Below are 25,185 nucleotides of genomic sequence, written 5' to 3'. Positions count from 1 at the left end.
TCCTTCCAACACATGGGGCCGTGCTGGAGATTGGTTGCGGGACCGGCGAGCACGCCGTGTGTTTTGCGGGAGCAATGCCCAGCCTCACCTGGCAGCCGAGCGATCCGGATGCCGATGCCCGCGCCAGCACGTCCAGCTGGATAAAATTCGCAGGGCTGAAGAACGTGCTGGCACCGCGGGATATTGATGTGTGCTCAGAACAATGGAGCGTCGAACAATCGGGGCATTTTGACGCCATCGTGTCGATCAATATGATCCATATCGCGCCATGGGCCTCGAGCTTAGGATTGTTCGCAGGGGCTGGCCGTTTGCTTCGCGCTGGTGGGGTTCTTGTTCTCTACGGCCCATTCATAAGCGACGGCGTATACAACGCCCCCTCGAACGCTGCTTTCGACGCGGCTCTAAAGGAGCGAAACCCATCCTGGGGTTTGCGTGAGATCGCTGATCTTGAACAAGTGGGGGAGGCGGCTGGACTTAATCTCCGCGAGACGATCGAGATGCCTACCAACAATATGTTGCTTGTCTTCTCCACAGGTAGTGCCTACCCTCGGGGGCTCGTTTAGAGTCGGGGCTTCGGGGTTGCAGGCGATCTCGGGCTTGACGGCTGGAGTGCCCGACATGACAGCGGCGCCTTCCGCCTGACCCGTGCCTTTGCCGCAAACGTTCTGCGCAATCGTCTTGCGTTCTGGAACCGGGATCGTTTCGGGGTCGCCCTTGAGCCGGGGATGGATGAAGTCTCGCTCGCGCTCGTCGCGGATGCGTGGTCGCGCACCCATCGTTCGAGCGTCAAGCTTTTTGCCCACTCGCCGACCGCAGTGGCGACGCGCGGCGGCATGCGACCTTTTCCCGACGAGGTTGTCGCGGCTTGGCCCGGCGAGCGGCTGGTCCTGAACAAGAGGCCGGCCGAAGCCCTGGAACGTGCCCTGCGAGATATCGGAGCTCGCTATGGTCAGGGCACGGCCGATGTCGTCGCCATGCAGCTCGAGTATCCGCAAGTGGGAGCGCGGCCATGAAAGCGCTGATCGCTGGTGCTGGCATCGGTGGATTGACGACCGCCCTCTTCTTGCACCGGGCCGGAATCGAGGTGGAGATTTTCGAACGCGCCGACGCGGTGCACGAACTGGGCGTCGGCATCAACATGCTGCCGCATGCCGTCGGCCTTTTTGGCCGAACTCGGACTGCCGGACGCCCTCGATGCAGCCGGGATCCGCACGCGCGAATTGATCTATACGAACCGGTTCGGCCAGGTCGTCTGGCAAGAATTGCGCGGTATCGAAGCTGGTCACGCCCTCCCGCAATTCAGCATCCATCGTGGCAGGCTGCTGGGCCTGATCCACCACGCCGTGATCGAGCGGCTCGGGCAAGGCACCATCCGCACGGGATGTCGCGTAACCGGCTTTGCGCAGGTGGCGTTGCCGTTCATCTGTCCGAGGGCGGAAGGGTTCTGCAGGCGGAAGGTGACCTGCTGGTCGGCGCTGACGGCATTCATTCTACTGTGCGCGCGACGCTCTATCCGCAGGAAGGCCCGCCGATCTGGAATGGCACAATGCTTTGGCGCGGAGCTACACGCTGGCCGGTATGGAGAGACGGCCGTACCATGGCGATAGCCGGCGGCAACGATGCCAAGTTCGTTTTCTATGCGATCGGCAAAGACCGGGACGATCCGGACATGCGCCTAACCAACTGGGCCGTGATGGCCCGCAGCCGCGATCCACGGGCCGGGCGTTTTTCCATTGGAGACTGGAGCCGGCCGTTCGCAGCTTTGCGGACTGCATATCGGTCCCGGTTTCTGACCTTTGCCGGCGCCTGTGAATCAAGTTAGAAACGCCTTGAACTTCATGCCCCCCGGCTGCGGTACACCAAGACGCGACAGCACTGTCGGAGCGAGTTGCAGCTGGTTTAGGAGCGTGTCAGCCGATGGACCGTCACCGCCGCCGAACCAATAGAGTGCAAAGTCCTGCATTTCTTCGTCGGCTCCGCCATGATGTCCCCGGCTTGTCTGGCCGTGGTCGGCCGTTACGATGACCTCGTAGCCGTTCTTGCGCCAACGGGGTAGGAACGCCGCAAGCTGCGCGTCGATTGTGAAGCAGGCATGGTCCATCTGCGAACAATCGTGGCCGTAGCGATGCCCCATACTGTCGAGCGTGCAGGTGTGCAGGATGCCGTAGTCTATCGCGTGGCGCTCGGTCAGCATGGTCAGTGTCGCGAAGAGGTCGAGATCGCTGGGGGTCATCTGGTTCTGGTGATTGTACCCTGCCATGGTATGGAAGCGACCATGATGAATGGGTCCTTCCGCATCGTCATATTCGATGTCGCGCACGATGTCGAAGGGCGCGCGCTGAAAGAAGATCGACCAGAAGGAATGGGTTACGGCGCCCGTCTTGCCGCCGGCGTTGGTCACTTCGGAAAAAATGTCCGGCTGCTCGACGCGAAACAGCGTTTCATTCGAAAGAACGCCATGTATCTGCGGCGGCAAACCGGTGTGGATCGACGCGTAGCAGGAGGCGGACGTCGATGGCAGAACCGAGCGCATCTTCCACACACGCGCCTCGCCGGCTTCGACCCATCCTTCCAGATTGCCCATCAGCCGGCGCGCGTTACGCCAGGGCTGGCCGTCAAGGATGATCAGCAGAAGTTTGTTGCGTAGCGGCATCTCGTTGTCCTTGGCATGATGTGACGCGCCGCCGCCAGAGCGACGCGCTTGATCCTTGTGTTCGCTCAGGCGCTAAGCCAGCAGCGTAGCGGCGCATCGCCGTTCATAAGTTCGCCTGCGGGATTGTCCATCCAGCCCTGGATGCTCTCGCCGACACCGTCGATGAAGTCGTTGAACATCGGCGCAATCAGGCCGCCTTCGTCGCGCATCATTTCCGACATGTCGCGGTACATTGCCCGCCGCTTTGCTTCGTCCAGTTCCGCGCGCGCGGCGATGACCAGCTTATCGAAAGTCTCGTTCTTGAAGCGTGTGTCGTTCCAGTCCGCCGACGAGATGTAGCCGGTGGAGTACATCTGGTCCTGCGTCGGTCGGCCACCCCAGTAAGACGTTGCGAAGGGCTGGACATTCCAGACGTTCGACCAGTAACCGTCGCCGGGCTCGCGTTTGACCTCGATATCGATACCGGCCTTCCTGGCGCTTTGCTGAAAGAGGACCGCAGCGTCAACCGCGCCGGGAAACGCCACTTCCGACGTGCGCAGCACAATACCGCCGCTATGTCCGGACTTCTTGAAGTGGAAGGCGGCTTTGTCGGGGTCGTAGGTCCGTTGCTCGATTTCCTCGTAAAGCGGATAGGCCTTGTTGATCGGCGCATCGTTCCCGACCGAGCCGTAGCCGTGCAGGATGCGCGCAATCATGGCCTCCCGGTCCATCGCGTATTTGAGCGCGAGGCGCAGGTCATTGTTGTTGAAAGGGGCCGTGTCGCAGAACATGTTGAAAGGATAAAAGCCGCGGCCCGACACGTTCCGGATCGTCACCCGCGGCATGTTCTTGAGTAGCCCGACGGTTTTCGGTTCGATTCGGTTGATCATATGCACCTGGCCGCTCTGCAGGGCCGCGATGCGCGCCGTTGCGTCATTGATGACGACAACCTCCACCTGTTCGGCGAAGCCGACCGTTTCGCTGGCCCAATAGCCTTCAAAGCGGGTCGCGTTGTAGCGCACACCCGCCTCTCGGTCGGCCAGCGTGTATGGGCCAGTGCCGACCGCCGCCTCGGGATCGTCCTTGCCGCCGTTTGGCTGGATCACCAGATGATAATCGATCATCAGGAAGGGCATGTCAGCGTTCGCTTCCTTCAGCGTGAAGACGACCGTATCCCCGTCTGCCTTGACGGTCTCGATCCCCTTGAGAACACCGAGCGCGCCTGACTTTGCGCTTTCATCCGAATGCCGCTCGATGGTCGCGACCACGTCATCGGGCGTCAGCGTCTTGCCGTTGTGAAACTGCACGCCCTTGCGGATCTTGAAGGTCCAGGTTCTGGCATCGGACGAAGCGCTCCATTCTTCGGCAAGCACGGGAATTGGCGCACCATCCGGCCCGAGCCAGACGAGCGTCTCGCCCCATAGATGGTTGATCATCGCCGTGACCTGATTGGTGGCAAGGCCGGGGTCCAGGCTGTCGGTCGATGCGCCGCCTTGCATACCGATCTTGATCGTTCCGCCGCGCACCGGACCTTCGGCCCTTACGGCCTCCGACAGCAAGGAACCAGCCGCAACGAGGCCGACCCCGAACACGGCACTACGCCCCAGGAAGTCGCGGCGTGACATCCGGCCCTTCGCAACGAGGCCGGAGAGATATTTGAGTTCATCCATCGATAGTCCCCCGATACGGCCGAATTGGCCTGGCGCGCGTTAGTCCGACGGCGCCTGTGCTTGATCGGGATGGATATTAATCGGCAAGAGTACTGTATACATGTCCAGAAAACGCAAAAATGACCAGTCCACTTGTCACGGCTGGGACACACCGCATGGAGGCGCAATATCGCCCGCACGATCGACGGATTCAGCCTGGATGGATTGATACTGGAAGCCGACAGCGCACGGCCTCTGTACCTCCAGCTCTATGACGGCTTGCGGGGGATGATCCTGTCGGGCGCGCTTCCTGGCGGGATGCGCATCCCCTCGTCACGGGTCCTGTCGGAAAGTCTTGGCATGTCCCGTTTCACTGTGGTGACCGCGCTCGACCAGCTTGTTGCGGAAGGCTATCTCAAGTCTGTGCGCGGCAGCGGCACCTATGTGGAGACAGTCCCGCGACGCCAATCGGGCAAGACTGGCACATCCTGCGAAAGCGGTACTACGGCGCCCGATCGCTTCGAAAAGCTGCTTTCCCAGCGCGGGCAGGCGCTGACATGGCGCACCTCGCTGACCCTCAATGACGGGTCGCAGCTTCTGCACATGGCGACCCCTGATCACCGGCTGTTTCCGGTGCAAATCTGGTCGCAGTTGACAAAGGAGGTCTATGCGCAATGCGATTTCCGGATTGTCAATTATCGCGAGATCCTGCGTCCATCCCTGCTCGAAGAACAGATTGCCCGGCACATTGCCGTGAGCCGCGGCATCCAATGCGAGCCAGAGGAAGTGGTGACCACGCTCGGGGCGCATCATGCCGTCACGCTTTTGGCCGAGTTGCTGCTCGACCGCGGCGATACTGTCGCTTTCGAAGAGCCCGGGATGGCGGCGATACGATCGATCTTCCAGTCGTCCGGCTGCAAGATCGAGCCAATGTACGTCGATCAGTCGGGGCCTGACCCGAACACCATCGCCAGCCGCGAAGTCAAGCTCGCCTTCGTCACGGCCGCCAAGCAACAGCCAATGACCATTGCGATGCCGATGAAGCGAAAGCTGGAATTGCTGCATTGGGCGGCCGACCGCGAGACACTGATCATCGAGGACGATCTGGGCAGCGAGTTTCGCTATCGAGGTGGTCCCATTCCACCACTGAAGGCGCTCGATCAGGCCGGTCAGGTCATCTACATCGGCGCCTTCAGCATGACGCTGCTGCAATCCCTTCGCGTTGGCTACATGATCATGCCAAGGGCGCTTGCGGAAAAATGCCGCCGGCTGATCCAGGTTCGCTACAGGGCATTACCCCAATTCACCGAACAGATCGTCGGCCGTCTTATCGAGGACGGTCATTACGCGCGTCATCTTCACCGGATGCGCCGGATCTACGCTAAGCGCCAGAACTGTCTTCTCCAAATCCTGAGGTCCGATTTTGCCGATATCTTCGAGCCGCCCGAGTTCGCATCGGGATTCTACAATCTTTGCTATTACACGGATCAGTCGTTGGATGAGGATGCCGCGCTGATCCGTTGCCGGCACAACAATCTCGGCGTCGAACAACTATCTTACTACTACGCAAACCGAAGGTCGCCGCGAAAGGCACTTCTTGTCGGCTTCGCCGCATCGACCGAGGATGAAATTGGATTCGCGACGAGACTGCTGAGGCGCTGTTTGGACGCGGCATAACGGCGCCGTGAACGCGCGCATTCCCGTGCGAACGGCGGAGGACCTTGCGAGCGCCGTCCGCCAGAAGCTGCTGCTCGAAGTGAGTGGGCTGGCGCCTGGATTGACTGCCCAGCCAGCGGTTGCGCGCGCCTCAGTAGACTGCTTAGCCGACGGCTCTAACCATTGAGCTACAGGCCCACATGAACTCTACCTTCGGGATTGCGACCGAGCTCTTCTACGAACTGCGCCTTCTGGGCCTGCGGTAAGCTATCGAGTTGCTTCAGGATGCCCTCACTGCGCGGCGAGAGCCCTGGCACTTCGACCACATCGCGCTTGTCCCGCTGCCAGGTCTCATCTCAGCGTCGCGCTCGGCTTCAAGTCGCCGCGTCCGGTCGAACGAGGGCCCGAGACAACGAGCTGTCGCACATGCGTCAACATAGTCCAGAACTCAAGCATTCCCTGGGCAAAGGATTAAAGTGACTTGGGGCGGGGTAGCCGAAGGCTGTGCGAAGCTCAAGGCGGCCATCGCGACTCTTGCTACCCAGAACTGACATCGTACGGACAGTCCTTGCGGCCAACGCGGCACTATATTATACCTTTTCGCAATAACGGTATAACGCGCTGTCCATCCGACAGTCCGTGCGACACAGCCCTTGCATCCTCCTATAGACCCCGTTATACCTTTAAACGGAAAAGGTATAACGGGGTCAGCCGGTGAAGTCGATAGATATCATGTACCAGACGATGCTGGCCGAACTGGGCCAGCGCTCGATCGACGCCGCATGGACGGCCGACTTCCCACCGGAAGGCAGGTTCACCCCTGTTAAGGTGAAGGACCGCAAATACTGGTATTTCGACATCCCGGATGGGAGGGGGGGTAAGACACGTCGCTATGTCGGTCCTGCGGACGATCCGGACATCGCCAAGCGGGTCGAAACTCATCAGAGGGAGAAAGACGACCTTCGCGCCCGCAGGCGCATGGTGGCATCGCTCACCCGCGAAGGCGGCATGATCGCGCCCGACGCCATGACGGGCGATATCGTCGAGACGCTGGCGGCTGCAGGCCTCTTCCGGCTCCGGGGCGTCCTGATCGGCACGGTCGCCTTCCAGACCTATGCAGGAATACTCGGGGTGCGCCTGCCCATGGCCGCCCTCCTGACAGGCGATGCGGATATCGCCCAGGACTACGCCATCTCTCGAGAGGTCAAGGACACTCTGCCCCCGATCATCGATCTGCTGCAGTCGGTGGATCCGACGTTCACGCCCGTGCTCCATCGATCCGGAGCCGCCGCCTCATCCGCATTCAAGACGGCCAGCGGCTACCGTGTGGAGTTCTTGACGTCAAACCGCGGCTCGGACGACTACCTCGACCAGCCCGCCAAGATGCCAGCGCTGGGAGGTGCGAGCGCCGACCCGCTCCGCTTCCTCGATTTCCTGATCCGCGATCCGGTGCGGACAATGCTGCTTCACAAGTCCGGTGTCCCGGTGACTGTCCCAGCGCCTGAGCGATATGCAGTCCATAAGTTGATCGTGGCCAGTCGCCGGCACACCGACGGGCAGGGGGCGGCAAAGCGCGACAAGGATATCCGGCAAGCGGAGCTTCTATTCGAAGCCCTGCAGCAGACACGACGGACGTCGGACCTGGCCCTCGTCTACAACGAGGCGTGGGAGCGCGGACCGCACTGGCAGGAAGCCATCAGGGCAGGGGCTGGCATGATGACGGCAGAGGGGCTGGACCGCCTTAGAGACAGTCTCACCTACGGTGCCGTCCAGATCGGTGAGGATATCACCACGCCGTTCTGACGAAGCTGGGAGGAGGAGGTTAGATAAGTCATCCTCTTTCCTCTCTCCGTATTAGTCTTCAGCCGATAGGTAGATCCGCTGCGAAAAAAGGGCGTTCTGATGGTAGCAATCAGACGCACGACGCGGCTTGGAAATGAGACATTTCAGCCCGAAAAGCGTTATGAGCACTATGAGCAGATTCACGGAAACCGAAATCGCATTGATCGAGCGCCTACGCTCCCTGAAAGCTTCGCCGGACATGTCGATCAACATTGTCGACATCGGCGTTCCACTAACTGCGGCAGGGTTCACGCAGGATGAAATCATGGAGGTCCTGTATGCGCTCGAACAGGACAAGATCATCGTGCTGTTGCAGGGAAACCGAATGATGATGCTCAAAGAGCTGCCTGCCGGCTAGCGTTGAGCGTTCGTTACCGGGGCAATCGACCAATCAGAACGGTGTTGTCAGTTCGGCCACAATCGCAGCGGAACCAAGGTGCCAGCACGGCGTCCTTTACTCCTTTACTCGATCGCTGCCATACCACTCAATCATCGGCAGTCTTCGTTCCCGGCATTCACCGCTCTCTAACCACACCATGCCCTCACTCTGAAGCGTGACCCGAGAGCGATGCTCGAAGCAGCTAACAACACAAGATCAAGGTCGACGAGAGGCCGCGTTGAGGCTTTACGCACGCACCAGCGAGACTGAGGGCAGAGGAGCAGCCATTTTTCGATCCCTCGGGAGGAAGCGCAAGGGGCTTGTGATCAATGTCGCGCGAAGACCAACTCGGGGAGAACAACCTCCCATACCTCGCGCCGAAGGGTGCCATGAAATTCCTCTGCATTGTCGACCTTGCGCCAACGGATGATCGCGCTTGCTTCGCCCCTGATGCAATCCCAACCATCCGGCGGCCGATAGCTCTGGGCCATCCGCCCGATGGTCACCCCGGCACAATTACGAACTAGCCAGCGTCCATCGATCTCGACCAGTTCGACACGATCACCGGTTTGCATTTCCGCAAGCGCTTGGTGGGCTGGATGGCTCGCCGCCTGCCTGCCCACCCAGGACAGATCCACCATGTGCGGCTCTACGGTCTGGTATCGCAGACCGCCATCCGCCCCGGCCGCCTCATTCGGAGTGATCTGCCGCTTCAGCAATGTTACCGCGACATCCTGCAGGATCGGATGCTGGTCCTGCATTGAGACGATCGCGAGGCTGCGTTTTGCCCGCGTCATGGCAACGTAAAACAGTCGTCGCGGGGCGTCCTTGTCCTCCCCCTTCGAGGTCCGGTCCCAGCCTCGAGATTTCCGAGCGTTCGGCGCGTCTGGGTTTCGATGTCGCCGGTGACGAGGTCGCCATTAACCGGATCCGGTATCGATGGCTTCAAACATTCTGTTCTCCAAGAAAGTAGGGCTGCTCATTCGGGTCGCGCGTCGAAGCGGGTCACGAATTTCATGTTGAGATAGTCAACAAACTTGACGAAGTTCTCCTTCTCGACTGGATTGTCGTGCAGGAGGCTAATGACCATGCCCAATACGAAAACTGTTGCCAACGAGCCCCGAAACGCTTCTTCCAACTTTGCGCTCTCGATGAAGCTGCACCGGAAGGCACATTTCGAGAAGGCGTTGATCAGGCAATACGCTAAGGCGATTAAGTTGAGCCGAGAAGCTGACCATCAGGTCAGTTTCCTCGTCGTCGTGGATCCGTTGGCCGGAGCGCAGACGATTTCAGTCGTTGAAGAAGAACCGCAGTCTCATCAGGTTGCGTTTCCGGTAGAAGAGGCACCAGAGCCGGACGGCGAGCTCCAGGCAGCGTTGACTGCTGAACGGGAGCGCGGCCGGCGTCGGGTGGCGGAACTTGATCGGAGCGGGAAAAGCTGGGGGGTAGGCTGCGTCGTCGGTAGCACATAGAATTTCCTGCGCGGGACGCGCCAACGGTCGCTGGGTCATCCGACGATTTCGAGCAGCTTTTGAAATTGCGGATGATTGCGGACCGGATCGAGATCTGAATCCTTCATGAACCAAAGTTTCATGTCACTTCCAAACTGCGGCAAGCAAATTTCCAGGAGCTCAATGGCCCGATCAATCTTGCCAAGCTGCGAATAGGTGCAGGCGGCGTTGTAGCGGGCGAGGTTATCGTCCGGATCGATCGCCAAAGCACGGGCCAGCCATTCCTCGGCGCGATCACGCTCTCCGAGGAACGCCAGCGCGACAGCTCCCAGCTGCGCAGGCTTGGAGCTGTCCGGATGCTGCCTGAGCGCCTCTTCGGCTCGTCTTACTCCGAGACGCGCATATCGTTCTGCTTCCTCCGGACGTCCGAGGGACTGAAGGACAGCGGTCAGGAAGAGCGGCGCCTGATAGTCATCGGGCTGAATTTCCATTGCACGAAGATAATGCCGCACGGCCTGCTCGAATTCGCCCTGGGTAACGAAAAATTCGGCGTACAACTGATGGGCTTCGTAACAATGGGGATCGAGCGCCAGGGCCTTTTCGAAAGCGGCGGCTGCCTCCGCGGAATGGCTGTCGATCATCAAGGCGTATGCGCGTGCAGTATGGGCTTCCGCCAGATCGGGCTCGAGCGCCAAGGCCTTGCCGGTGATCGCCATAATGTCGCCTGCCGATATCTTCTCCCCATGCTTCGAATGGAGTCGGGAATCACAATTCGCCATACCCGCGTAGGCGCGCGCGAATCGCGGATCCAGGTCCGCGGCTCTGGCAAACATCCGCCGAGCCAATATCAGGGAGGATCTCGTCGCCGCATGAAGTAGCTGGCGACCCCTTAGATAGTCCGTGTAGGCTTCGACATTGTCGGTCGGCACTTGCTCGATTGCCTTCATCTCATCCGCCAAGAGCTTGACCTTAAGCTGGTCGACAATCGTTTTGGTGATCTCATCCTGGATCGCGAAAATGTCGGTGAGCTCACGGTCGTAACGGGCGGCCCACAAATGGCCGCTCGTGGCACCGTCGATCAATTGGGCATTGATCCTCACGCGATTTCCGGCTCGGCGGACGCTACCCTCAAGCAAATAGGCAACTCCAAGCTCCTTCGCTGTCTGTTCCAGGTTCACCGTCCTGCCCTTGTAGGTGAAGACAGTGTTGCGTCCGAGCACGAATAGTCCCGAAACATTCGACAGGTCGGTGATGATGTCCTCGGTGATGCCGTCACTGAAGAACTCCTGTTCGGGGTCGTTGCTCATGTTCGCGAAAGGCAGGATCGCCACCGATGGCCGGTCCGAGCGCTCACGTGTGTGTCCGTCGGCAGTTGCTGCCGGAACGCCACTGTCCGACGGGCCCAGATTGATGAAGTAGACATGCACCGGCTGGGCAATGTTCTTGACGGTCTTCTCACCCTGATCGAGGAACTCAAGTTGGAGCTTGTTGCCGACCTGATGGCGCACGAACGCTGAACACGCGATACCGCCGGGCCCAGCCAGGCCCTCGAGCCGAGCCGCGACGTTCACGCCGTCGCCGTAGAAGTCCTCGCCGTCGATGATGATGTCGCCGACATTGATGCCGATGCGGAACTTTATGTGCCGGTCCTCGGGAACTCCTGCGTTGCGGCCCGGCATGCCGCGCTGGATTTCAACGGCGCAACGCGTCGCGTTAAGAACGCTATTAAACTCCACCAAAAAGCCGTCCCCCATCACTTTGAAGATGCGCCCGCCATACTTGGCGATGGTGGGATCGAAGAACTCGCGGCGATGCTGGCGCAGCGAGCTGAGCGTGCGCTCCTCATTGGCTTCCATAAGGCGACTGTAGCCCACGACGTCGGCTGCCAAGATGGCCGCCAACCGTCGCTCAACCTGCTCCTCGCTCAATGCCTCGCCCTCTCAATCGGGAACTATCTTACTCGATCCGCAAACTGATGTGCAGCTCCAGCGCCGAAGCACGTCGGAAGGTTCAGTTGACGTGCCGACAGTTTAAATCTGTTCAAGGGGACGGTGTTCACCACAACTGTCGGGGGCAAAACTCGCTTGCCTAGACCGGATGATTTGGAGCACTGCCTCAATGCCCTGGCCTCCGCGCAATGCGGGCAAGCGCTTAGCATATGGGCTGAAGAGGCCGGGCCGGTGGCAAGGGCCCACGGACAATTGCGAGGTTGGCGCTAGCGCAGTGTCACCTCGAGCGACCAGTTGTTCCGCACAGTAGATCTGCATGGCGGCCATCCCCCCGGGGCAAGGACGCGCGAAAAGTCACCCGAAAGATTTAGGTTCCGCGGGCGCGGAGCCAGGAGTTATCTTATGCGAAAGCCTGGGCAGAAGGTTCGCTTCCCTTCAAGAGCAGGGATGACGACTCCAGGTCACATCGGCTGCAGATCGACGGCCACGGGGGGATAAACGCGGGATTGTTGAGCATATGGCGGTGCGTCGGGGTGAGCGGCGCCAGCCTATACCTCACAGGCCGCTCTCCCCATTGTTGACGGTGTTCGTCTCCCGCCCTTCTCAGTTGGCGCGCTTCCGGCCCGTGATCATCGCTCGGACGAGGTTTTCCTTGTGTTCGATGCTGGCGAGGAGCACGCCTCCGATATGAAGGGCAACGAAAGCAAGCGTAATGTTCACCAGCACCTCGTGAACCTCTTCCACCCATTCAACGCCCCAGTAGGCGTCGGTCGTCATCATGTATCCGGTCGCGACGATTCCGGAAATCGCCGCCAGCAACACAATCACCATCGCGCCCCCGGCAGGATTGTGCCCAATATATCGCTTGGCGCGCATCCTGATGCTGTCCCGGATAAACCCTAACGTGGTGGCAGGGCTGTAAATGAAGCTCGAGAAGCGTGCATGATGGGTGCCGACCACGCCCCAGACAATCCGCACGACCAGGAGGCAGATGATGGCATACCCGGACACGAAATGGGCCTGCTTCCATTCATCGCCAGTGAGGTAAGAGAATGCGAAGAGCCCAACCAGGCTCCAGTGAAACACCCGGACCAGATGGTCCCAGACCTTAACCTGCGAAGGCGAGCCCCCGCTCGCCGTCTTGAGCTCCCTCCTGTCCATGGTCATTCGCTCTCTTTGCCGACCGATGCGCCGGTCTCGGGATTGAACAATGTCTCAACCTTGTTGCCCTTGGCATCGATGCCATAGACCTCGTAGCAGCTGCCCTCGGTCTTGACCCGGCGCACGTCAATTCCAGAGGCTTTTGCCTTGTCCTTGATCGCGTCCTCGCTCAACCATTTATCCTTGGCGGCTTGCGTGCAATTTTGTCCTTCCTCGGCATGGGCGATGCCGAGCAGGCCGGTCGCTACCAGGATCGTTGCGAGAATGATCTTTTTCATGGGTCGGTCTCCGTTAGCTCCAGGAGCGGTGTTGCTCTTCTGGTCGGCTCTCAACCTATGAGGGGCGACCTGACGATCACCTGAGCGAATTTGTCAGCTTCTTGTCATCTCGGTAATGGTATTGCTCGACGATGTATCTTTTTCACAAACTTGGCCTGGTGTTGCTCGTGGTGGGTCTGTTACTCCCCGTGTCAGCCCTGCGTGCCGGCGACGATCGCGTGTCCGCAGGAAATTCGGCTGTGCCGTCCAACGACGAGCTGGCCCGGCAGGTGCGTGAGGGACGAATTCTGCCCTTGGCGGTTCTGAAGGAGCTGGTTCTGCGCCGAATCCCCGGCGAGTTGATCAATGTCAGTGTCGAGCGTGAAGACGAGCGCTTAGTCTACGAATTCCGGGTCTTGAGAAGCGGCGGCCAAGTCACCGAAGTAGAGGTGGATGCTGCCGTCGGCAAGATCGTCGAAATCGAGAACGAATAATGCGCGTGCTGCTTGCCGAAGATGATCCGCTCATCGCCCGTGATGTCGTCACACATCTCACGAGGGCCGGGTTCAATGTCGTGCACGAGTCCGACGGCGAAGCTATATTGTTCGCGGGCGAGCATGACGATTTCGCCGCCGTGATCTTGGATCTCGGTTTACCCAAGATTGACGGACTTACGATCCTCAAGAAATGGCGGTCGAACGGCCGCGACATGCCCGTTATCATCCTAACGGCGCGAGGTAACTGGGAGGAGCGCGTTGAAGGTATCAACGCGGGCGCGGACGATTATCTTGGCAAGCCGTTCCGCATCGCAGAGCTTCTGGCCAGGCTAAACGCTGTCCTTCGGCGATACTCCGGCCAGGCCAGCGCTGTTCTCTCGTCGGGCGGCATTTCCATCGACACGCGGCAAAGGACAGTCTTGGTAGATGGCTTGCCTGTCGACGTCACCCCGCTTGAATACAAGTGCCTTTCGGTCCTGATGCAGAACCGACACCGAGCGGTCTCACAGATGGAACTGACCGACCAGCTTTACTCCCAAGACTTCGAGCGGGAAAGCAATTCCGTCGAAGTTTTGATAGGGCGATTACGGAAGAAACTGCGTCGAGATGCCATCGTAACGCGCAGAGGTTTCGGCTATCAGATTGCAACGGACGAGACCACATGATGTCGCTTCACGGTCGCTTCATCCTGACGTCTTTGATCGCCGTGTCGATCTGTCTCGCCGCGGCCGCAATAGCTCTGGTCCAAATATTCGCCGATAGCTACAGCAGCCGCATCCAGAACGAGCTAACGGGACACATCAACCGCCTCGCGGCAGTTATCCGCTTCTCCGCCGATGGAAGAACGCAGGTCTCCGCAAATCCCGAAGGCGACCGTTTCCTGCTTCCCTATGGTGGACTCTATTGGCAAATCGACGACCCCTTCAAGACAGATGTGCTACGGTCACCCTCGCTTTTCGACTATGCCTTGCTGCTGCCGGTCGAACCGCATCCTGTTGGCGCGATGCACCAGTATCGCCTTCCAGGACCTGAAGGAAAGGATGTACTCGTCCAGGAGCGTGTTCTGCTGTTAGCCGCGCCTGAGGGTAAAAGGCCACTCCGTATCGCGGTTGCGATCAATGCGGACGAGGTAGATGGCGCGCGCACAGCGTTCGCTCTCGATATCCTGCCCTACCTCGGCATTCTTGCTGTCCTCCTGGTTCTGATGTCCATCGGCCAACTCTGGGTTGGACTGCGGCCTCTCGACCACCTTGGACGGGACCTGGAAGCCGTACGTAATCGCAAGGCTATCGGCCTGACAGGATCGTACCCACGCGAAGTCAAACCGCTCGTCGATCGACTAAACGCGCTCCTGGAAAGCCAGGCCGTGGCGATCGAGAAGGCGAGGGGTAGGGCAAGTGACCTTGCGCACGGGCTGAAGACGCCCCTGACAGTGCTCGCGAACAATGCTCTCACCCTTCGCGAGAGAGGTGAGATTGAAATCGCCGATGAACTCGACCATCTGACGGAAACCATGCTTTCCCATGTCGAGCACGAACTTGCCCGCGCCCGGATTAGCCCCACGCCGGAGCAGCGTAGCGGTGACGCTGACGTCCAGAAAATCGTCGGCGAGACCATACGGATGCTTCAACACACCGAGGCAGGAGAGCGGCTGATTTGGGAGACCGACCTAGAAAAGGGCGTCATGGTGCCGATCGACCCGCATGACTTCCGGGAAATCGCAGGCAACCTTCTCGAGAACGCGTCCAAGTGGGCCAACAGCCGCGTATTCGTCACCGCCGCTTATCGTGGCGACCAGTGTCGCCTCGTGATCGAGGACGATGGGCCCGGTGTTTCGACTGAACAACTGCCGGAACTCCCGGGCCGAAGAGTCCGTCTTGATCGTCTAAAGCCCGGTTCGGGCTTGGGTCTGGCGATCGTGTCGGAAATCGCTGACCTCTATAGCTTGACCCTGATCTTGGAAAATCGATCCGAAGGCGGATTCCATGCGGAAATCGTCTGCCCGGATGCAACCTCCTCTGCGGAGACCTGACCCATGACACGTTCGGCTGAAGATCGATTCAAGGCCAGCCTGTTACTGTTCGCATTCGGCGGCCTGATTGTCGGACTTGGCCTTTATTTAACGGGTCGAATGGAAGGCGCTCAGCTCGCTTGGAGCATTGCCACTCTTCCGGTGCTGGCGGCCCTGTTCGTAGAGATACTGCGAAGCTTGTGGCGGGGAGAACTCGGCCTTGACATCGTTGCGGCACTGTCGATGTCGGCCGCGCTCGCATTCGACGAAACTTTGGCGGCCGCGATTGTCGCGCTGATGTACACGGGAGGCGCCTTCCTCGAAAGTTTCGCCGAGGGAAAGGCACGCCGCGAGATGCACGATCTGCTCTCTCGCGTGCCTCGAACCGCGACGCGTTATGTCGACGACAGCCTCCAGGAGCTTTCGGTGGATTCCGTTCGGCGCGGCGATCGTTTGTTGATCCGCCAAGGTGATGTCGTTCCCGTCGATGGAACCGTCTCGTCCGCCAGTGCCTTCGTCAACATGTCTGCACTGACGGGAGAGCCGCTTCCTGTTTCGCTGAAGCGGGAGGCTGCGGTACTGAGTGGATCGACGAATGCCGGTGATGCGTTCGATATGATCGCAAAGCACGAGGCGAAGGACAGTACCTATGCCGGCATCGTTCGTCTGGTAGAAGACGCCCAACGGTCGAAGGCTCCAATGTCGAGACTTGCGGATCGGTGGTCGGTTGGCTTTCTAGTCGTGACCTTACTGATTGCATCTGCCGCCTGGTGGTTCACTGGAGATCCGATCAGGGCGGTTGCGGTTCTCGTCGTGGCAACGCCGTGCCCACTCATCCTTGCCGTCCCGGTTGCTCTTGTGGCCGGACTATCGCGTGCAGCTCACTTCGGTGTGCTGGTGAAGGGTGCTCGTCCGCTGGAGAGCATGGCCCGCGTTCACACACTGGTGCTGGATAAGACAGGCACGTTGACCGACGGGCGCCCTCAGATCGCCTTGGTCCACGCAGAGCCGGGGTTCAGCGAAGAAGATATATTGCGGCATGCAGCCTCCATCGATCAGGTATCGAAACATCCAATGGCCCAGGCTCTGGTTATGGCAGCTCTAGGGCGAGGTCTAGATCTTGTCTTGCCCATAGACGTTACAGAGTTCGCTGGCGACGGAGTGATAGGGTATGTCGACGGCCGGGCGGTGGCCGTCGGGGGGCACGACTTTGTGGCGAAGCAGTCCAAAGCCATGCCGATCGAAATTCCGGACACGGAAGCCGGTTCAGTTTTCGTCGCTGTGGCGGTGGACAACAAGATGGCAGGATACATCGCCATGGCAGATCCCGTGCTCACTGAGGTCGCAATGACCATTGGTGGTTTGCGCAAGGAAGGCGTGAAACGCATAGTCCTGGCGACGGGTGACCGTGCCGCCGTCGCAGAAAGAATTGGTGAGGGGCTGGGCCTCGATGCAATCCGCTCCGGTTTGACACCGGACCAGAAAGTACTGACCGTACTGAGCGAGCGCAAGAACGGCCCCGTGATGATGGTCGGCGATGGCGTCAATGACGCACCGGCGCTTGCCGCTGCCGACGTAGGGGTTGCGATGGGTGCGCGAGGAGCCGCAGCGTCCGCAGAAGCGGCCGATGTTGTCCTTCTGGTTGACAGGATAGACAGGCTTCTCACCGGCATCGAGATCGCCAGGCGATCACGGGGTATTGCTATTGAAAGCGTCGTGTTCGGTATCGGTCTCTCGGTCTTCGCCATGGTGGCGGCGGCGCTCGGCTATCTGCTTCCTGTCGAAGGCGCACTGCTCCAGGAGGCCATAGATGTCGCTGTAATCTTGAACGCCCTTCGTGCGCTAAGGATTTCACCGACAATCGCGTGACGACCACGCAATTTGGCGCGGGTCTGTCATCTGCAAGGGCTTCTGCAACGGCGCTTTGAAACAGCAAACAGTTCGGGCGTCGGCCCATGGCCTTCAGGGAAACGCCTGTCATAGAAGCTTTGGACGTCCGTTACGTCGGCCAGTTCGGCTAATGCCAGATCGACATACACCATATCGGCAGCACTGAATCCACCAGCTTCTTCAAACAACGACATGTTCAAACGCACGCTTTGGCCTCTTCAATGGCTGGATAAAGATGCAACCGTCGCCACCGACAGCTGGCGCGGGTTTGCTGACGACAACAAGGATTGACGCTGCGTCAATGCCGGCAGGTTTCGGCGGTAGGTGACAGTGGGCATGCAAGGCCGAACCGCGGCGACGGTCAAAGTCCCTCGATTACGCTCCGAAGACTCGACTGCACCCGTTTGGCCGTCTCCAAAAGTGTTAAATTGCCGATCGCCTGCATCGAGGCGACAGGATCAATGGCGGCAACCTCGGTCTTGCCGCCTCCAGTATCCTGTATGATGACGTTGCACGGCAGCATCGTACCGACCTTATCCTCGATGCTGAGCGCCTCATAAGCCATGCGCGGGTTGCAGGCGCCGAGGATCCGGTAAGGACGGAAGTCCACTTCGATCTTCTTCTTCAGTGTCTCTGTGACATCGATCTCTGAGATGATGCCAAAGCCGGCTGCCTTTAAGGCTTCCGTCGTGCGTCGAACGGCCTCGTCAAACTCGCACGCCAAAGTCTTTGCGAAATAGTAGCTCATTGCATGTCCTCTCATCGGTTTTCGTCGGTGCATTGCAACTCGGTTCAAGCACTCTTGCAGGCGTCCCATCAGAATTGATTTTCGGATCGCGCTGCAATCAAACTGCAATGATCTGGCCCACGCCTCTGTAGATCATGTAGCCGGCGACCACGAAGATCAGTGAGGCGAACAGTCTATTGAGGACGCCTTTCCTGGCCGAAAGATGTGCTGCGACGAATGACCCAAGCGCTCCGCCTGCGACGCCGCCGAGAATGAAGACTGCTGCTAGCGCCCAGTCGACATAGCCAGAAAAGGCGTAGTTGAGGGTCGTTGTGAGCCCAAGTGCTGTGACGGCGACGAGCGAGGAGCCAATGGCATTAATGATCGGCATGCCTGTCGCCGCAATGAGCCCAGGGACGATGAGAAACCCACCGCCAATCCCGAAGAAACCCGAAAGAATACCGGTCATGCCGCCGAAACCGAGGACTTTAGATGCATTCTCGGTATTACATTGGGCTCCCGGATTGCCCTCGGCATCCCCCCGCTTGTACATCAGGGCGCCGATGGCCAGCATCAGGAGGGCGAACAGCATCAACAAGTGCTGGCCGCTCACCATCTTGCCAAGTGTTGACCCGAGGAACGCCCCCGCGATCCCCGCGGCACTGTAGACGGTGGCACAGCGCCATTTGACGTTTCCGAGGCGCGCGTGGGCGGCCAGATTCGCCAAGGCGTTAGCTGCAACGGCGAGGGCGCTGGTGCCGATCGCGAGGTGCGCGCTTGGTACTCCGACAAGATAAACCATCAGCGGGACGGCGAGTATCGAACCACCGCCGCCGAAGAGGCCGAGAGTGAAGCCAACGAGAACACCGGACAGTCCGCCGAGCAGATATTGTAGAGTGTCGAGATACATGGGCGATTCCGTGGGCTTTAGGCCTTGGTGTTGCCGGTAGGGCTCGTTTTCAAAGCGTTGCCGAAAGAAACGCGATAGGCTGCCATTCCGAGGACCATCGCTGTAACGAACATGACGGCCTCCCAGCGCCCGGTCGACAATGCGGCGATAGCCGGACCGGGGCAGAGCCCCACCAATCCCCAGCCCAACCCGAAAAGTGCAGCGCCGGTCACGAGCTTCCAGTCGATCGAGGCATTTGCCGGCACATGGAAGCGGCTGTCGAACAGGGGTGCCGCGCGGCGGCCGCGGATGATGTATGCGGCGGTTGAGGGGATGAGCGCTCCCCCCATGACGAGGGCGAGTGACGGATCCCAGTTGCCGGCGACATCGAGGAAGGCGAGCACCCGTGCCGGGTTGATCATGTCAGAGATGACCAGGCCGGCTCCGAAGATGACGCCGCAGACGATCGATGCGAGGACGCGGGCGCTCACAATAGCCCCTCCAGAAGATGGCGGGCCACGAAGACGGTGATGCCTGCGACGGCCATGAAGATTGCTGTTGCTGCGAGTGAACGGCGCGAAAACCGTGCGATCCCGCAAACGCCGTGACCGCTCGTGCAACCCGATCCAAGCCTCGTGCCGTAGCCGACGATTAGTCCGGCAACAATCAGCAGAGTGGGTGAGGAGGTGATGGCGATGTGGGGTTGTCGAACAAGGAGGGACGTGAACCAAGCGCCGGCAACGATGCCTGCGAGAAAGCCCAGTCCCAGCTTGCTGGTCCCGCCATCCGTCAAGCCCATCGCCGCGGCCGTAAGACCGGAAATCCCGGCGATCCGTCCGTCTAGCAGGAGGTAAAGGCCGGCTGACAGGCCGATTAGAAGGCCACCTGCCAGTGGCCAGAGATAGTTGATCTCATTCATCGCTGTTACAACCCGTTCACAGGGATTTTCAGATAATGCATGCCATTGTCTTCGGGGGGTGGCAAGCGTCCCGCGCGCATGTTGACCTGCACTGAAGGCAAGATCAGTTTTGGCATCGAAAGGGTCGCGTCCCGCTCTGTCCGCATCTTGACGAAGGCATCTTCCCCAATGCCCTCGTGCACGTGCACATTGCCGGTCCGTTGCGCGCCGACCGTGGTCTCCCAAACATAGTTCTCGCGGCCGGGCGCCTTGTAGTCGTGACACATGAGCATGCGAGCCTCGTCCGGCAGAAGCATCAGTCTCTGGATCGATCGATAAAGCTGGCGTGCATCGCCACCCGGAAAGTCGCAGCGCGCGGTGCCATAGTCGGGCATGAAGAGCGTATCACCGGGGAATATGGCGTCGCCGATGACGTAGGCGAGGCAGGCGGGCGTGTGCCCCGGCACATGCAAGACCGTCGCATCGAGACCACCAATCTTGAAACTGTCACCGTCCTGGAAGAGCTGGTCGAACTGGCTCCCGTCCCGTTGGAACTCGGAGCCGGCATTGAAGATCTTGCCGAAGACCTCCTGCACCCGGATGATCTCGCGGCCAATCGCGAGCGCGCCGCCGAGTTCGGCCTGCAGAAGTGGAGCTGCAGACAGGTGATCTGCATGGGCGTGCGTCTCCAGCAGCCACTGCACTTCGAGATTTTCGAATTTTACGTAATTAATGAGTGCCCGTGCCGAAGCATTCATTGTCCGCCCGGAGGCGGCATCATAGTCGAGCACACTGTCGATAATCGCGCAGGCGCTGGAGCCCGGATCGCGCACGACATGGCTGACGGTGAACGTAGCGGGGTCAAAGAAGGACTTTATGACCGGCCTTTTCGCCGGCTCGGCTCGAGCGGTGAGGATAGTTTCGCGGGCGTGGGAAAGTGCGGCATCCGCCATGGTTGATCTCCTGGTTAAGGAATACATAGATATTTACTATAAATATGCAAGTGTGTATCTGTTGAAGTTGCGCACGCTTCTGCGCTATAGCCGACGAAACAGTCTTCAGGAGGCTTGACGTGACCGACACCGATTCACGAGCCGAGACGCGCTCTCTCAGGATCAACGATAACGCGCCCGGTTTTTCGGCTCGATCGACGACGGGAGAAGTGTCGCTTGCCGATTACCGGGGCCGTTGGGTGTTGTTCTTTTCCCATCCTGCCGATTTCACTCCGGTCTGCACGAGTGAATTCATCGCCTTTGCGCGTGCAAAAGAACGTTTCGCCGCATGCGGATGCGATCTCTTGGGTCTCTCGGTGGATGGCCTTTACTCGCACCTTGCCTGGCTGCGCGATATCGAGCGGAGCTTTGGTGTCAAGGTGGATTTCCCGCTAATCGAGGATCCGTCGATGGTGATTGCGCAGGCCTACGGCATGCTCGACAGTGCTGCGCCGAGCAGCGCTACCGTCAGGGCCACATATGTCATCGACCCCAAAGGCGTCATCCGCGCTATTGTCTGGTATCCCACGAACATCGGTCGATCCGTAGACGAACTTCTGCGCCTTGTCGAAGCCTTGCAGGTCTCTCAGCGCGAAGGTGCATCTACGCCTGAGGGCTGGCGGTCCGGCGGCGCGCTTTTGGAACAGCCGGCAACGACGATAGAGGAAGCGGGAGCGACCGAGGGACCGACAAGTGCCTGGTACTATAGGGAGCGGCCTGAATGAGCAGGAAGGACATCCCCATCGAAAGGCTGCAGAACAAGGCCACCGAGGCGGCTGAATTCATGCGCCTGTTCAGCACGCCAAGCCGGCTGATGCTGCTTTGCCACATAGCGCAGCGGGAACGTTCGGTAGGTGAAATCCAGAATGAACTTGGACTTAAGCAGCCGGCCCTTTCACAACAGCTTGCGGAACTGCGCCAGGCGGGTCTCGTCAAAACGCGCAGGCAATCGCGGGCCATCAACTATTCTATCGCCGATGAACGGGTCGAGGCGGTTATGGACCTGCTCTTGAAGCTTTTCTGCGGAACCGACGGCGATACTGAAGACCCTCGTAGTGGACAATCCTCCGCATCCTCCCCGTCGACCGAGGCGATCAAGTCTGAGCCCGGGGGGGCAGCACAATTCGCTCGGGTGGTACCTGTTCGTTAGGTTATACGATGGTGTGTCCAGGGACGGGCGTTGATAGGCTGGACTGCAGCCTAGCGTTTCAAGGTCACGCCTCCCCCGACGCTATTGTGCTGTGATCCAGTTGACGCAGCGCAAGGAACTACACCTGCATCGGAGGTAACTTAATGGCGTTGATATGATTGCAGGTGCGCGCCACTGCGAGGCCGCAATTCTCGTTTCGGAGCGAATCTCCTGCATTTGGAAGGAGAAGTCACATGACAACTGCAAGACTCGCATCTATCGCGATCATCACTGCGCTCCTGTCAAGCAACATAGCGCCGTCATTCGCCCAGAAGGACGCAAAAGAGGGAAAGGGTGAAAAGGCTGATTGTTCCGTCGTGATGCAGGACGGGATGAACGGCGGAAGGCAATACGGTATGATGGGCGGCATGCGGCAAGGCATGATGCAAGGTCATATGATGAAGTTCATGTTTGCCATTGCCGACGCCGACAATGACAACGCCCTTTCGTTTGAAGAAGTTAGCACGATCCATAAGCGTATCTTTGACAAGGTCGATGCAAACAAGGATGGGAAAGTAACGCCAGAGGAAATGAAGGCTTTCATGCGGGACCAGTAGAGGGGGTGGATAAGTTCCGACGCGCTGCCGTTGAGAAAACGGGCCTGGCCTCGAACCGGTCGTTTGCAGCCGACTGTTGTCAGGGTGCAAGTGGCCCTCCTTGCACTCCCCGACGGATCCGCAGACCGGTTGTTGAGGTTCGATGGTGCGGATAGGGAATAGATGAAGCCGGACCTGAACATCCGGAGAGGCGAAAGGCTTGAAGTGCTCAAGCCCAAATGGCAGGTGTGGAAAGTTGTATACCCGATCCGGATTCCGCCTCAGCGGGTTTGCTGACTTTTAGTCATGCACTTACGGCGCGGTTGGAACTTTGGGCTGTCTTGCGCTCGCGGTCTGCCTTCTGCCGTGACCTTCCTCGGCGTGCCGACCTCGTTGCGATCTCAACTATCGTTTGATCTCCGCACTGCCCTTCGGTAGCGAATAGGTCCAGAAATTGACCACGTTCACGAAGCAGCTCGCGCGCACGCATTAGAAGCGTTGTCGCAGCAGCTGCGGGGAGGGCCATGTCCGATCGACCAAGAGAATAAATCACAGCATCCACCTTTCCGAAGGCGCGCATTGTCGTGCGGCAAAGTGCCATCAGATGGGAAGGCTCGAGAATATCTGTAAACAATGCGATCGCACTACCTCCCTTGGATTCCAGTTCAACGACCGCCTCGTTCACGGATTTCGAGTCGCGGGCGAACGGAATGACGATGTTTGTGCCTGCGCCGCCTAGTTTCCTCGCCACAGCGATGCTGTGTTCCTCATCGTCGCTAAGGATGATCATAGTCTTGCGCTCGTTGAACCGCATCGAAATCGTCCTTTTAGACGGACGTCATTTAGGCTGCTTGGCTCACTGGTGTGCCAAGCCAGCAGGACACGTTCGCGGAACCAGCCGCGGTTTGCGGTTGGCGCCCATTGCCGATCTTCTTCCCAACTTGGAGTTTACGCACAGGAAACCGATCTGAAATTGATCCTGCGCAAAGTTTCACGGCCAGACTAACCAACGCTGATTGGGAGATTTCACACCGATTGCCTCACTGCGTTTTCCGATCGCCTCTATTGATGCGCATCAATGTCTCAGTGACCGGAGCCCAGTAGATTTCAAATAGGCATAAACGTCTCAGATAACGCCCCACACGATGGGTGACGGCTTACAGTGGTGACCCCCTAATGAGATACGCCGCGGAGGTCTGTGATAACTTTGTTAGTAGTGGATATTCTCGGTGGGCGGGAATGTTCGAAATGGCTTTCGGAGGTGGGCGCGGCAGCTTACCAAGTGTTTTCGCCATGGTGTTCATCGCTGCAATGCTAACCTCTGCATGCAGTGATGCCGCAGCTGCCAACTGCAAAAGCCCACCGGCCCCTGGACTAGACTGGAGCGGCTGCAATAAAAGTCATATCAAACTCGCCGGAGCGGATCTCAAAGGTGCAAATCTATCTAGCGTAGACTTCACCCTGACAGATCTACGCGCTGCCGATTTCCGTTCGTCCAATCTCGAAAAAGCCAAGCTCGTGCGTGCCTCCCTCGCCGGAGCGAGCGCTCAGAACGCGATCTTCGCCCGCGTTGAAGCCCACCGGGCGAGTTTCGTTCGCTTCTTCGCCAGAAATGTCTCGTTCGCGAGCGCCGAATTGCAGCGCGCTGATTTCAGTCGGGCACATCTTATTGACGTTGACTATAAGAAGGCAGAACTCGGGCGCGCAAAATTCCAAGGCACAATATTGGAAGATGTTCAGTTTTCGCGGGCGAACCTTTCGCGAGCCGATTTTAGTGGGGCATCGTTTGCTGGGTCCATTGAGTTCGACGGATCCATCCTCTTCCTGACAAGGGTCGAGGGAATCGACCTATCTGCTGCTTCAGGTTTGCTTCAATCTCAAATCGATATGGCGTGCGGAAACGCGGCGACGAAGCTCCCACTCGGACTTACTGCACCAGCGCGCTGGCCTTGCGAATTTGATTGAGAATGATGGAGGTGGAGGTGGCCGTTATCGAAGCGAATCGTGTGAAGGAGGGGCCTCGCCCAGATGGTTGGGAGCCCCAATCCCCATTTCCCTCCCAGGCGGATGCCGTCTAGCGCAAAATATAGTAACGCCAAGTGCCACTACGTCTCCGATCGCGAGCGTGCCAAGGAAGCGGCAACTGGCAACTGCTGTTTCGCTGAGTTGCTAAAGGATCGTTTCAAAGGAAATCACGAACCCGCGGGCGAACAGCGCGGGCCAAGGCAATACGCACCCAAACGGATCGTTTTGCCAGGCATATTCGCCAACGTCCGTTAGTTTTGCCGCGGTCCGTCAGGGCTGAGCTGGATTCTCCCCATCACAACTCATCGGCTTTGACAGCGCGTCCCGCGGCAATGCGCCCTGATGGTCCGATGACTGGTATAGTCGAGCGGGCGGAACTAAGTACATGAGGACGCTGAGTAAAATCTTGTCTGAATTGATTATATGTCGTCGAAGAGTGACGAGAGAGTGCTGGGCGGGGCGATCGATGCACGAGGTCTGACAGCCGGCAGACAGGGTGTGTCGCCTAGAACGGCGTCGGGACCGCACGGCTTGCCGGCGCCGGTTCCCGTTCGT

Annotated in this window: 27 protein-coding genes and 1 pseudogene; 15 read left to right on the top strand and 13 right to left on the bottom strand. The window is 59.1% G+C overall.

Annotated elements, in window-relative coordinates; translation table 11 throughout:
• The 3 genes and pseudogenes from I8N66_RS23260 to I8N66_RS23250 form a co-directional block, all read left to right on the top strand.
• On the top strand, positions 1-563 hold a 563-nt coding region (locus I8N66_RS23260), incomplete at its 5' end, for a DUF938 domain-containing protein (RefSeq protein WP_291158390.1).
• A 162-nt stretch (positions 564-725) separates the two neighbouring features.
• Positions 726-1,013, top strand: a complete 288-nt coding sequence (locus I8N66_RS23255; protein ID WP_291158388.1) for a hypothetical protein — start codon at positions 726-728, stop codon at positions 1,011-1,013.
• A pseudogene (locus I8N66_RS23250) lies at positions 1,010-1,702 on the top strand (FAD-dependent monooxygenase); the annotation flags it as partial. The gene I8N66_RS23255 and the pseudogene I8N66_RS23250, both read left to right, overlap by 4 nt.
• A 111-nt stretch (positions 1,703-1,813) precedes the next feature.
• Here I8N66_RS23250 and I8N66_RS23245 read toward each other — a convergent pair.
• Both I8N66_RS23245 and I8N66_RS23240 read right to left on the bottom strand, forming a co-directional pair.
• The gene (locus I8N66_RS23245; protein WP_291158385.1) at positions 1,814-2,653 is read right to left on the bottom strand and encodes an alkaline phosphatase family protein; all 840 of its coding nucleotides are present in this window, start codon (positions 2,651-2,653) and stop codon (positions 1,814-1,816) included.
• Between the two features lie 65 nt (positions 2,654-2,718).
• Positions 2,719-4,302 carry an ABC transporter substrate-binding protein gene (locus I8N66_RS23240; RefSeq protein ID WP_291158382.1) on the bottom strand — a complete coding sequence of 528 codons (1,584 nt, stop codon included), beginning with the start codon at positions 4,300-4,302 and terminating at the stop codon, positions 2,719-2,721.
• Positions 4,303-4,434: 132 nt separating this feature from the next.
• Here I8N66_RS23240 and I8N66_RS23235 point away from each other — a divergent pair, with 132 nt between their 5' ends.
• The 3 genes from I8N66_RS23235 (at position 4,435) to I8N66_RS23225 (ending at position 8,137) form a co-directional block, all read left to right on the top strand.
• A complete protein-coding gene (locus I8N66_RS23235; RefSeq protein WP_365887728.1) occupies positions 4,435-5,958 on the top strand; it encodes a PLP-dependent aminotransferase family protein in 1,524 nt (507 codons plus the stop codon).
• Positions 5,959-6,651: 693 nt separating this feature from the next.
• Positions 6,652-7,740 carry a GSU2403 family nucleotidyltransferase fold protein gene (locus I8N66_RS23230; RefSeq protein WP_291158380.1) on the top strand — a complete coding sequence of 363 codons (1,089 nt, stop codon included), beginning with the start codon at positions 6,652-6,654 and terminating at the stop codon, positions 7,738-7,740.
• A 160-nt stretch (positions 7,741-7,900) separates the two neighbouring features.
• On the top strand, positions 7,901-8,137 hold the full coding sequence (locus I8N66_RS23225; protein ID WP_291158377.1) for a hypothetical protein: 237 nt from the start codon (positions 7,901-7,903) through the stop codon (positions 8,135-8,137).
• 347 nt (positions 8,138-8,484) lie between these two features.
• On the opposite strand, the gene I8N66_RS23220 is transcribed toward I8N66_RS23225, so the two are convergent.
• A complete protein-coding gene (locus tag I8N66_RS23220) occupies positions 8,485-8,919 on the bottom strand; it encodes a hypothetical protein (RefSeq protein WP_291158375.1) in 435 nt (144 codons plus the stop codon).
• A 327-nt stretch (positions 8,920-9,246) separates the two neighbouring features.
• Between I8N66_RS23220 and I8N66_RS23215 the strand changes: the two genes are divergently transcribed.
• Positions 9,247-9,630: a hypothetical protein gene (locus tag I8N66_RS23215; protein ID WP_291158372.1), complete on the top strand. Its 384-nt coding sequence runs from the start codon at positions 9,247-9,249 to the stop codon at positions 9,628-9,630.
• A gap of 35 nt (positions 9,631-9,665) precedes the next feature.
• Here I8N66_RS23215 and I8N66_RS23210 read toward each other — a convergent pair whose 3' ends face one another.
• From I8N66_RS23210 to I8N66_RS23200, 3 genes are all read right to left on the bottom strand, one after another.
• Entirely contained in the window at positions 9,666-11,537 is a 1,872-nt protein-coding gene (locus I8N66_RS23210; RefSeq protein WP_291158369.1) for an adenylate/guanylate cyclase domain-containing protein, read from the bottom strand.
• Positions 11,538-12,161: 624 nt separating this feature from the next.
• Positions 12,162-12,725: a cytochrome b/b6 domain-containing protein gene (locus tag I8N66_RS23205; protein ID WP_291158366.1), complete on the bottom strand. Its 564-nt coding sequence runs from the start codon at positions 12,723-12,725 to the stop codon at positions 12,162-12,164.
• On the bottom strand, positions 12,722-12,997 hold the full coding sequence (locus I8N66_RS23200; protein WP_113536137.1) for a PepSY domain-containing protein: 276 nt from the start codon (positions 12,995-12,997) through the stop codon (positions 12,722-12,724). Before I8N66_RS23200 ends, I8N66_RS23205 begins: the two co-directional genes overlap by 4 nt.
• Positions 12,998-13,128: 131 nt before the next feature.
• Between I8N66_RS23200 and I8N66_RS23195 the strand changes: the two genes are divergently transcribed.
• From I8N66_RS23195 to I8N66_RS23180, 4 genes are read left to right on the top strand one after another with little or no spacing between them, the layout of a single operon-like run.
• Positions 13,129-13,470: a PepSY domain-containing protein gene (locus tag I8N66_RS23195; protein ID WP_291158361.1), complete on the top strand. Its 342-nt coding sequence runs from the start codon at positions 13,129-13,131 to the stop codon at positions 13,468-13,470.
• Positions 13,467-14,138, top strand: coding sequence for a response regulator transcription factor (locus tag I8N66_RS23190; protein WP_291158393.1), 672 nt, complete (start codon positions 13,467-13,469; stop codon positions 14,136-14,138). Before I8N66_RS23195 ends, I8N66_RS23190 begins: the two co-directional genes overlap by 4 nt.
• Complete coding sequence (locus I8N66_RS23185; RefSeq protein WP_291158358.1) at positions 14,135-15,505, top strand: HAMP domain-containing sensor histidine kinase; 1,371 nt, start codon at positions 14,135-14,137, stop codon at positions 15,503-15,505. The genes I8N66_RS23190 and I8N66_RS23185 overlap by 4 nt, the downstream gene beginning before the upstream one ends.
• A gap of 3 nt (positions 15,506-15,508) precedes the next feature.
• A complete protein-coding gene (locus I8N66_RS23180; protein WP_291158355.1) occupies positions 15,509-17,353 on the top strand; it encodes a heavy metal translocating P-type ATPase in 1,845 nt (614 codons plus the stop codon).
• Between the two features lie 26 nt (positions 17,354-17,379).
• Here I8N66_RS23180 and I8N66_RS23175 read toward each other — a convergent pair whose 3' ends face one another.
• The 6 genes from I8N66_RS23175 to I8N66_RS23150 all read right to left on the bottom strand — a co-directional run bounded on the left by I8N66_RS23175 (position 17,380) and on the right by I8N66_RS23150 (position 20,841).
• A complete protein-coding gene (locus I8N66_RS23175; RefSeq protein ID WP_291158352.1) occupies positions 17,380-17,580 on the bottom strand; it encodes a hypothetical protein in 201 nt (66 codons plus the stop codon).
• 155 nt (positions 17,581-17,735) lie between these two features.
• The gene (locus tag I8N66_RS23170) at positions 17,736-18,122 is read right to left on the bottom strand and encodes a DUF302 domain-containing protein (RefSeq protein WP_291158350.1); all 387 of its coding nucleotides are present in this window, start codon (positions 18,120-18,122) and stop codon (positions 17,736-17,738) included.
• A 97-nt stretch (positions 18,123-18,219) separates the two neighbouring features.
• Positions 18,220-19,011, bottom strand: a complete 792-nt coding sequence (locus I8N66_RS23165) for a sulfite exporter TauE/SafE family protein (protein WP_291158348.1) — start codon at positions 19,009-19,011, stop codon at positions 18,220-18,222.
• A 17-nt stretch (positions 19,012-19,028) separates the two neighbouring features.
• Positions 19,029-19,481: a YeeE/YedE family protein gene (locus I8N66_RS23160; protein WP_291158346.1), complete on the bottom strand. Its 453-nt coding sequence runs from the start codon at positions 19,479-19,481 to the stop codon at positions 19,029-19,031.
• The gene (locus I8N66_RS23155; RefSeq protein ID WP_291158344.1) at positions 19,478-19,909 is read right to left on the bottom strand and encodes a YeeE/YedE thiosulfate transporter family protein; all 432 of its coding nucleotides are present in this window, start codon (positions 19,907-19,909) and stop codon (positions 19,478-19,480) included. The genes I8N66_RS23160 and I8N66_RS23155 overlap by 4 nt, the downstream gene beginning before the upstream one ends.
• A 5-nt stretch (positions 19,910-19,914) precedes the next feature.
• Positions 19,915-20,841, bottom strand: a complete 927-nt coding sequence (locus tag I8N66_RS23150; RefSeq protein WP_291158342.1) for an MBL fold metallo-hydrolase — start codon at positions 20,839-20,841, stop codon at positions 19,915-19,917.
• A 119-nt stretch (positions 20,842-20,960) separates the two neighbouring features.
• On the opposite strand from I8N66_RS23150, the gene I8N66_RS23145 reads away from it, so the two are divergent.
• From I8N66_RS23145 to I8N66_RS23135, 3 genes are all read left to right on the top strand, one after another.
• Positions 20,961-21,605 carry a peroxiredoxin gene (locus I8N66_RS23145; RefSeq protein WP_291158340.1) on the top strand — a complete coding sequence of 215 codons (645 nt, stop codon included), beginning with the start codon at positions 20,961-20,963 and terminating at the stop codon, positions 21,603-21,605.
• Positions 21,602-22,030: a metalloregulator ArsR/SmtB family transcription factor gene (locus I8N66_RS23140; protein ID WP_291158338.1), complete on the top strand. Its 429-nt coding sequence runs from the start codon at positions 21,602-21,604 to the stop codon at positions 22,028-22,030. The genes I8N66_RS23145 and I8N66_RS23140 overlap by 4 nt, the downstream gene beginning before the upstream one ends.
• A gap of 233 nt (positions 22,031-22,263) precedes the next feature.
• Positions 22,264-22,626 (top strand): EF-hand domain-containing protein, encoded by a 363-nt coding sequence (locus tag I8N66_RS23135; RefSeq protein ID WP_291158336.1) that lies wholly within the window; start codon positions 22,264-22,266, stop codon positions 22,624-22,626.
• A gap of 283 nt (positions 22,627-22,909) precedes the next feature.
• On the opposite strand, the gene I8N66_RS23130 is transcribed toward I8N66_RS23135, so the two are convergent.
• Positions 22,910-23,419: an SDR family NAD(P)-dependent oxidoreductase gene (locus tag I8N66_RS23130; protein ID WP_291158334.1), complete on the bottom strand. Its 510-nt coding sequence runs from the start codon at positions 23,417-23,419 to the stop codon at positions 22,910-22,912.
• A 425-nt stretch (positions 23,420-23,844) separates the two neighbouring features.
• Between I8N66_RS23130 and I8N66_RS23125 the strand changes: the two genes are divergently transcribed.
• Positions 23,845-24,570: a pentapeptide repeat-containing protein gene (locus tag I8N66_RS23125; protein ID WP_291158332.1), complete on the top strand. Its 726-nt coding sequence runs from the start codon at positions 23,845-23,847 to the stop codon at positions 24,568-24,570.
• Positions 24,571-25,185: the final 615 nt, after the last annotated feature.

It is taken from the genome of Ensifer sp. SSB1 (assembly GCF_016652895.1).
In the GTDB taxonomy this organism is placed as follows: Bacteria; Pseudomonadota; Alphaproteobacteria; order Rhizobiales; family Rhizobiaceae; genus Ensifer.
This window is presented reverse-complemented; position numbering and strand designations above follow the sequence as displayed.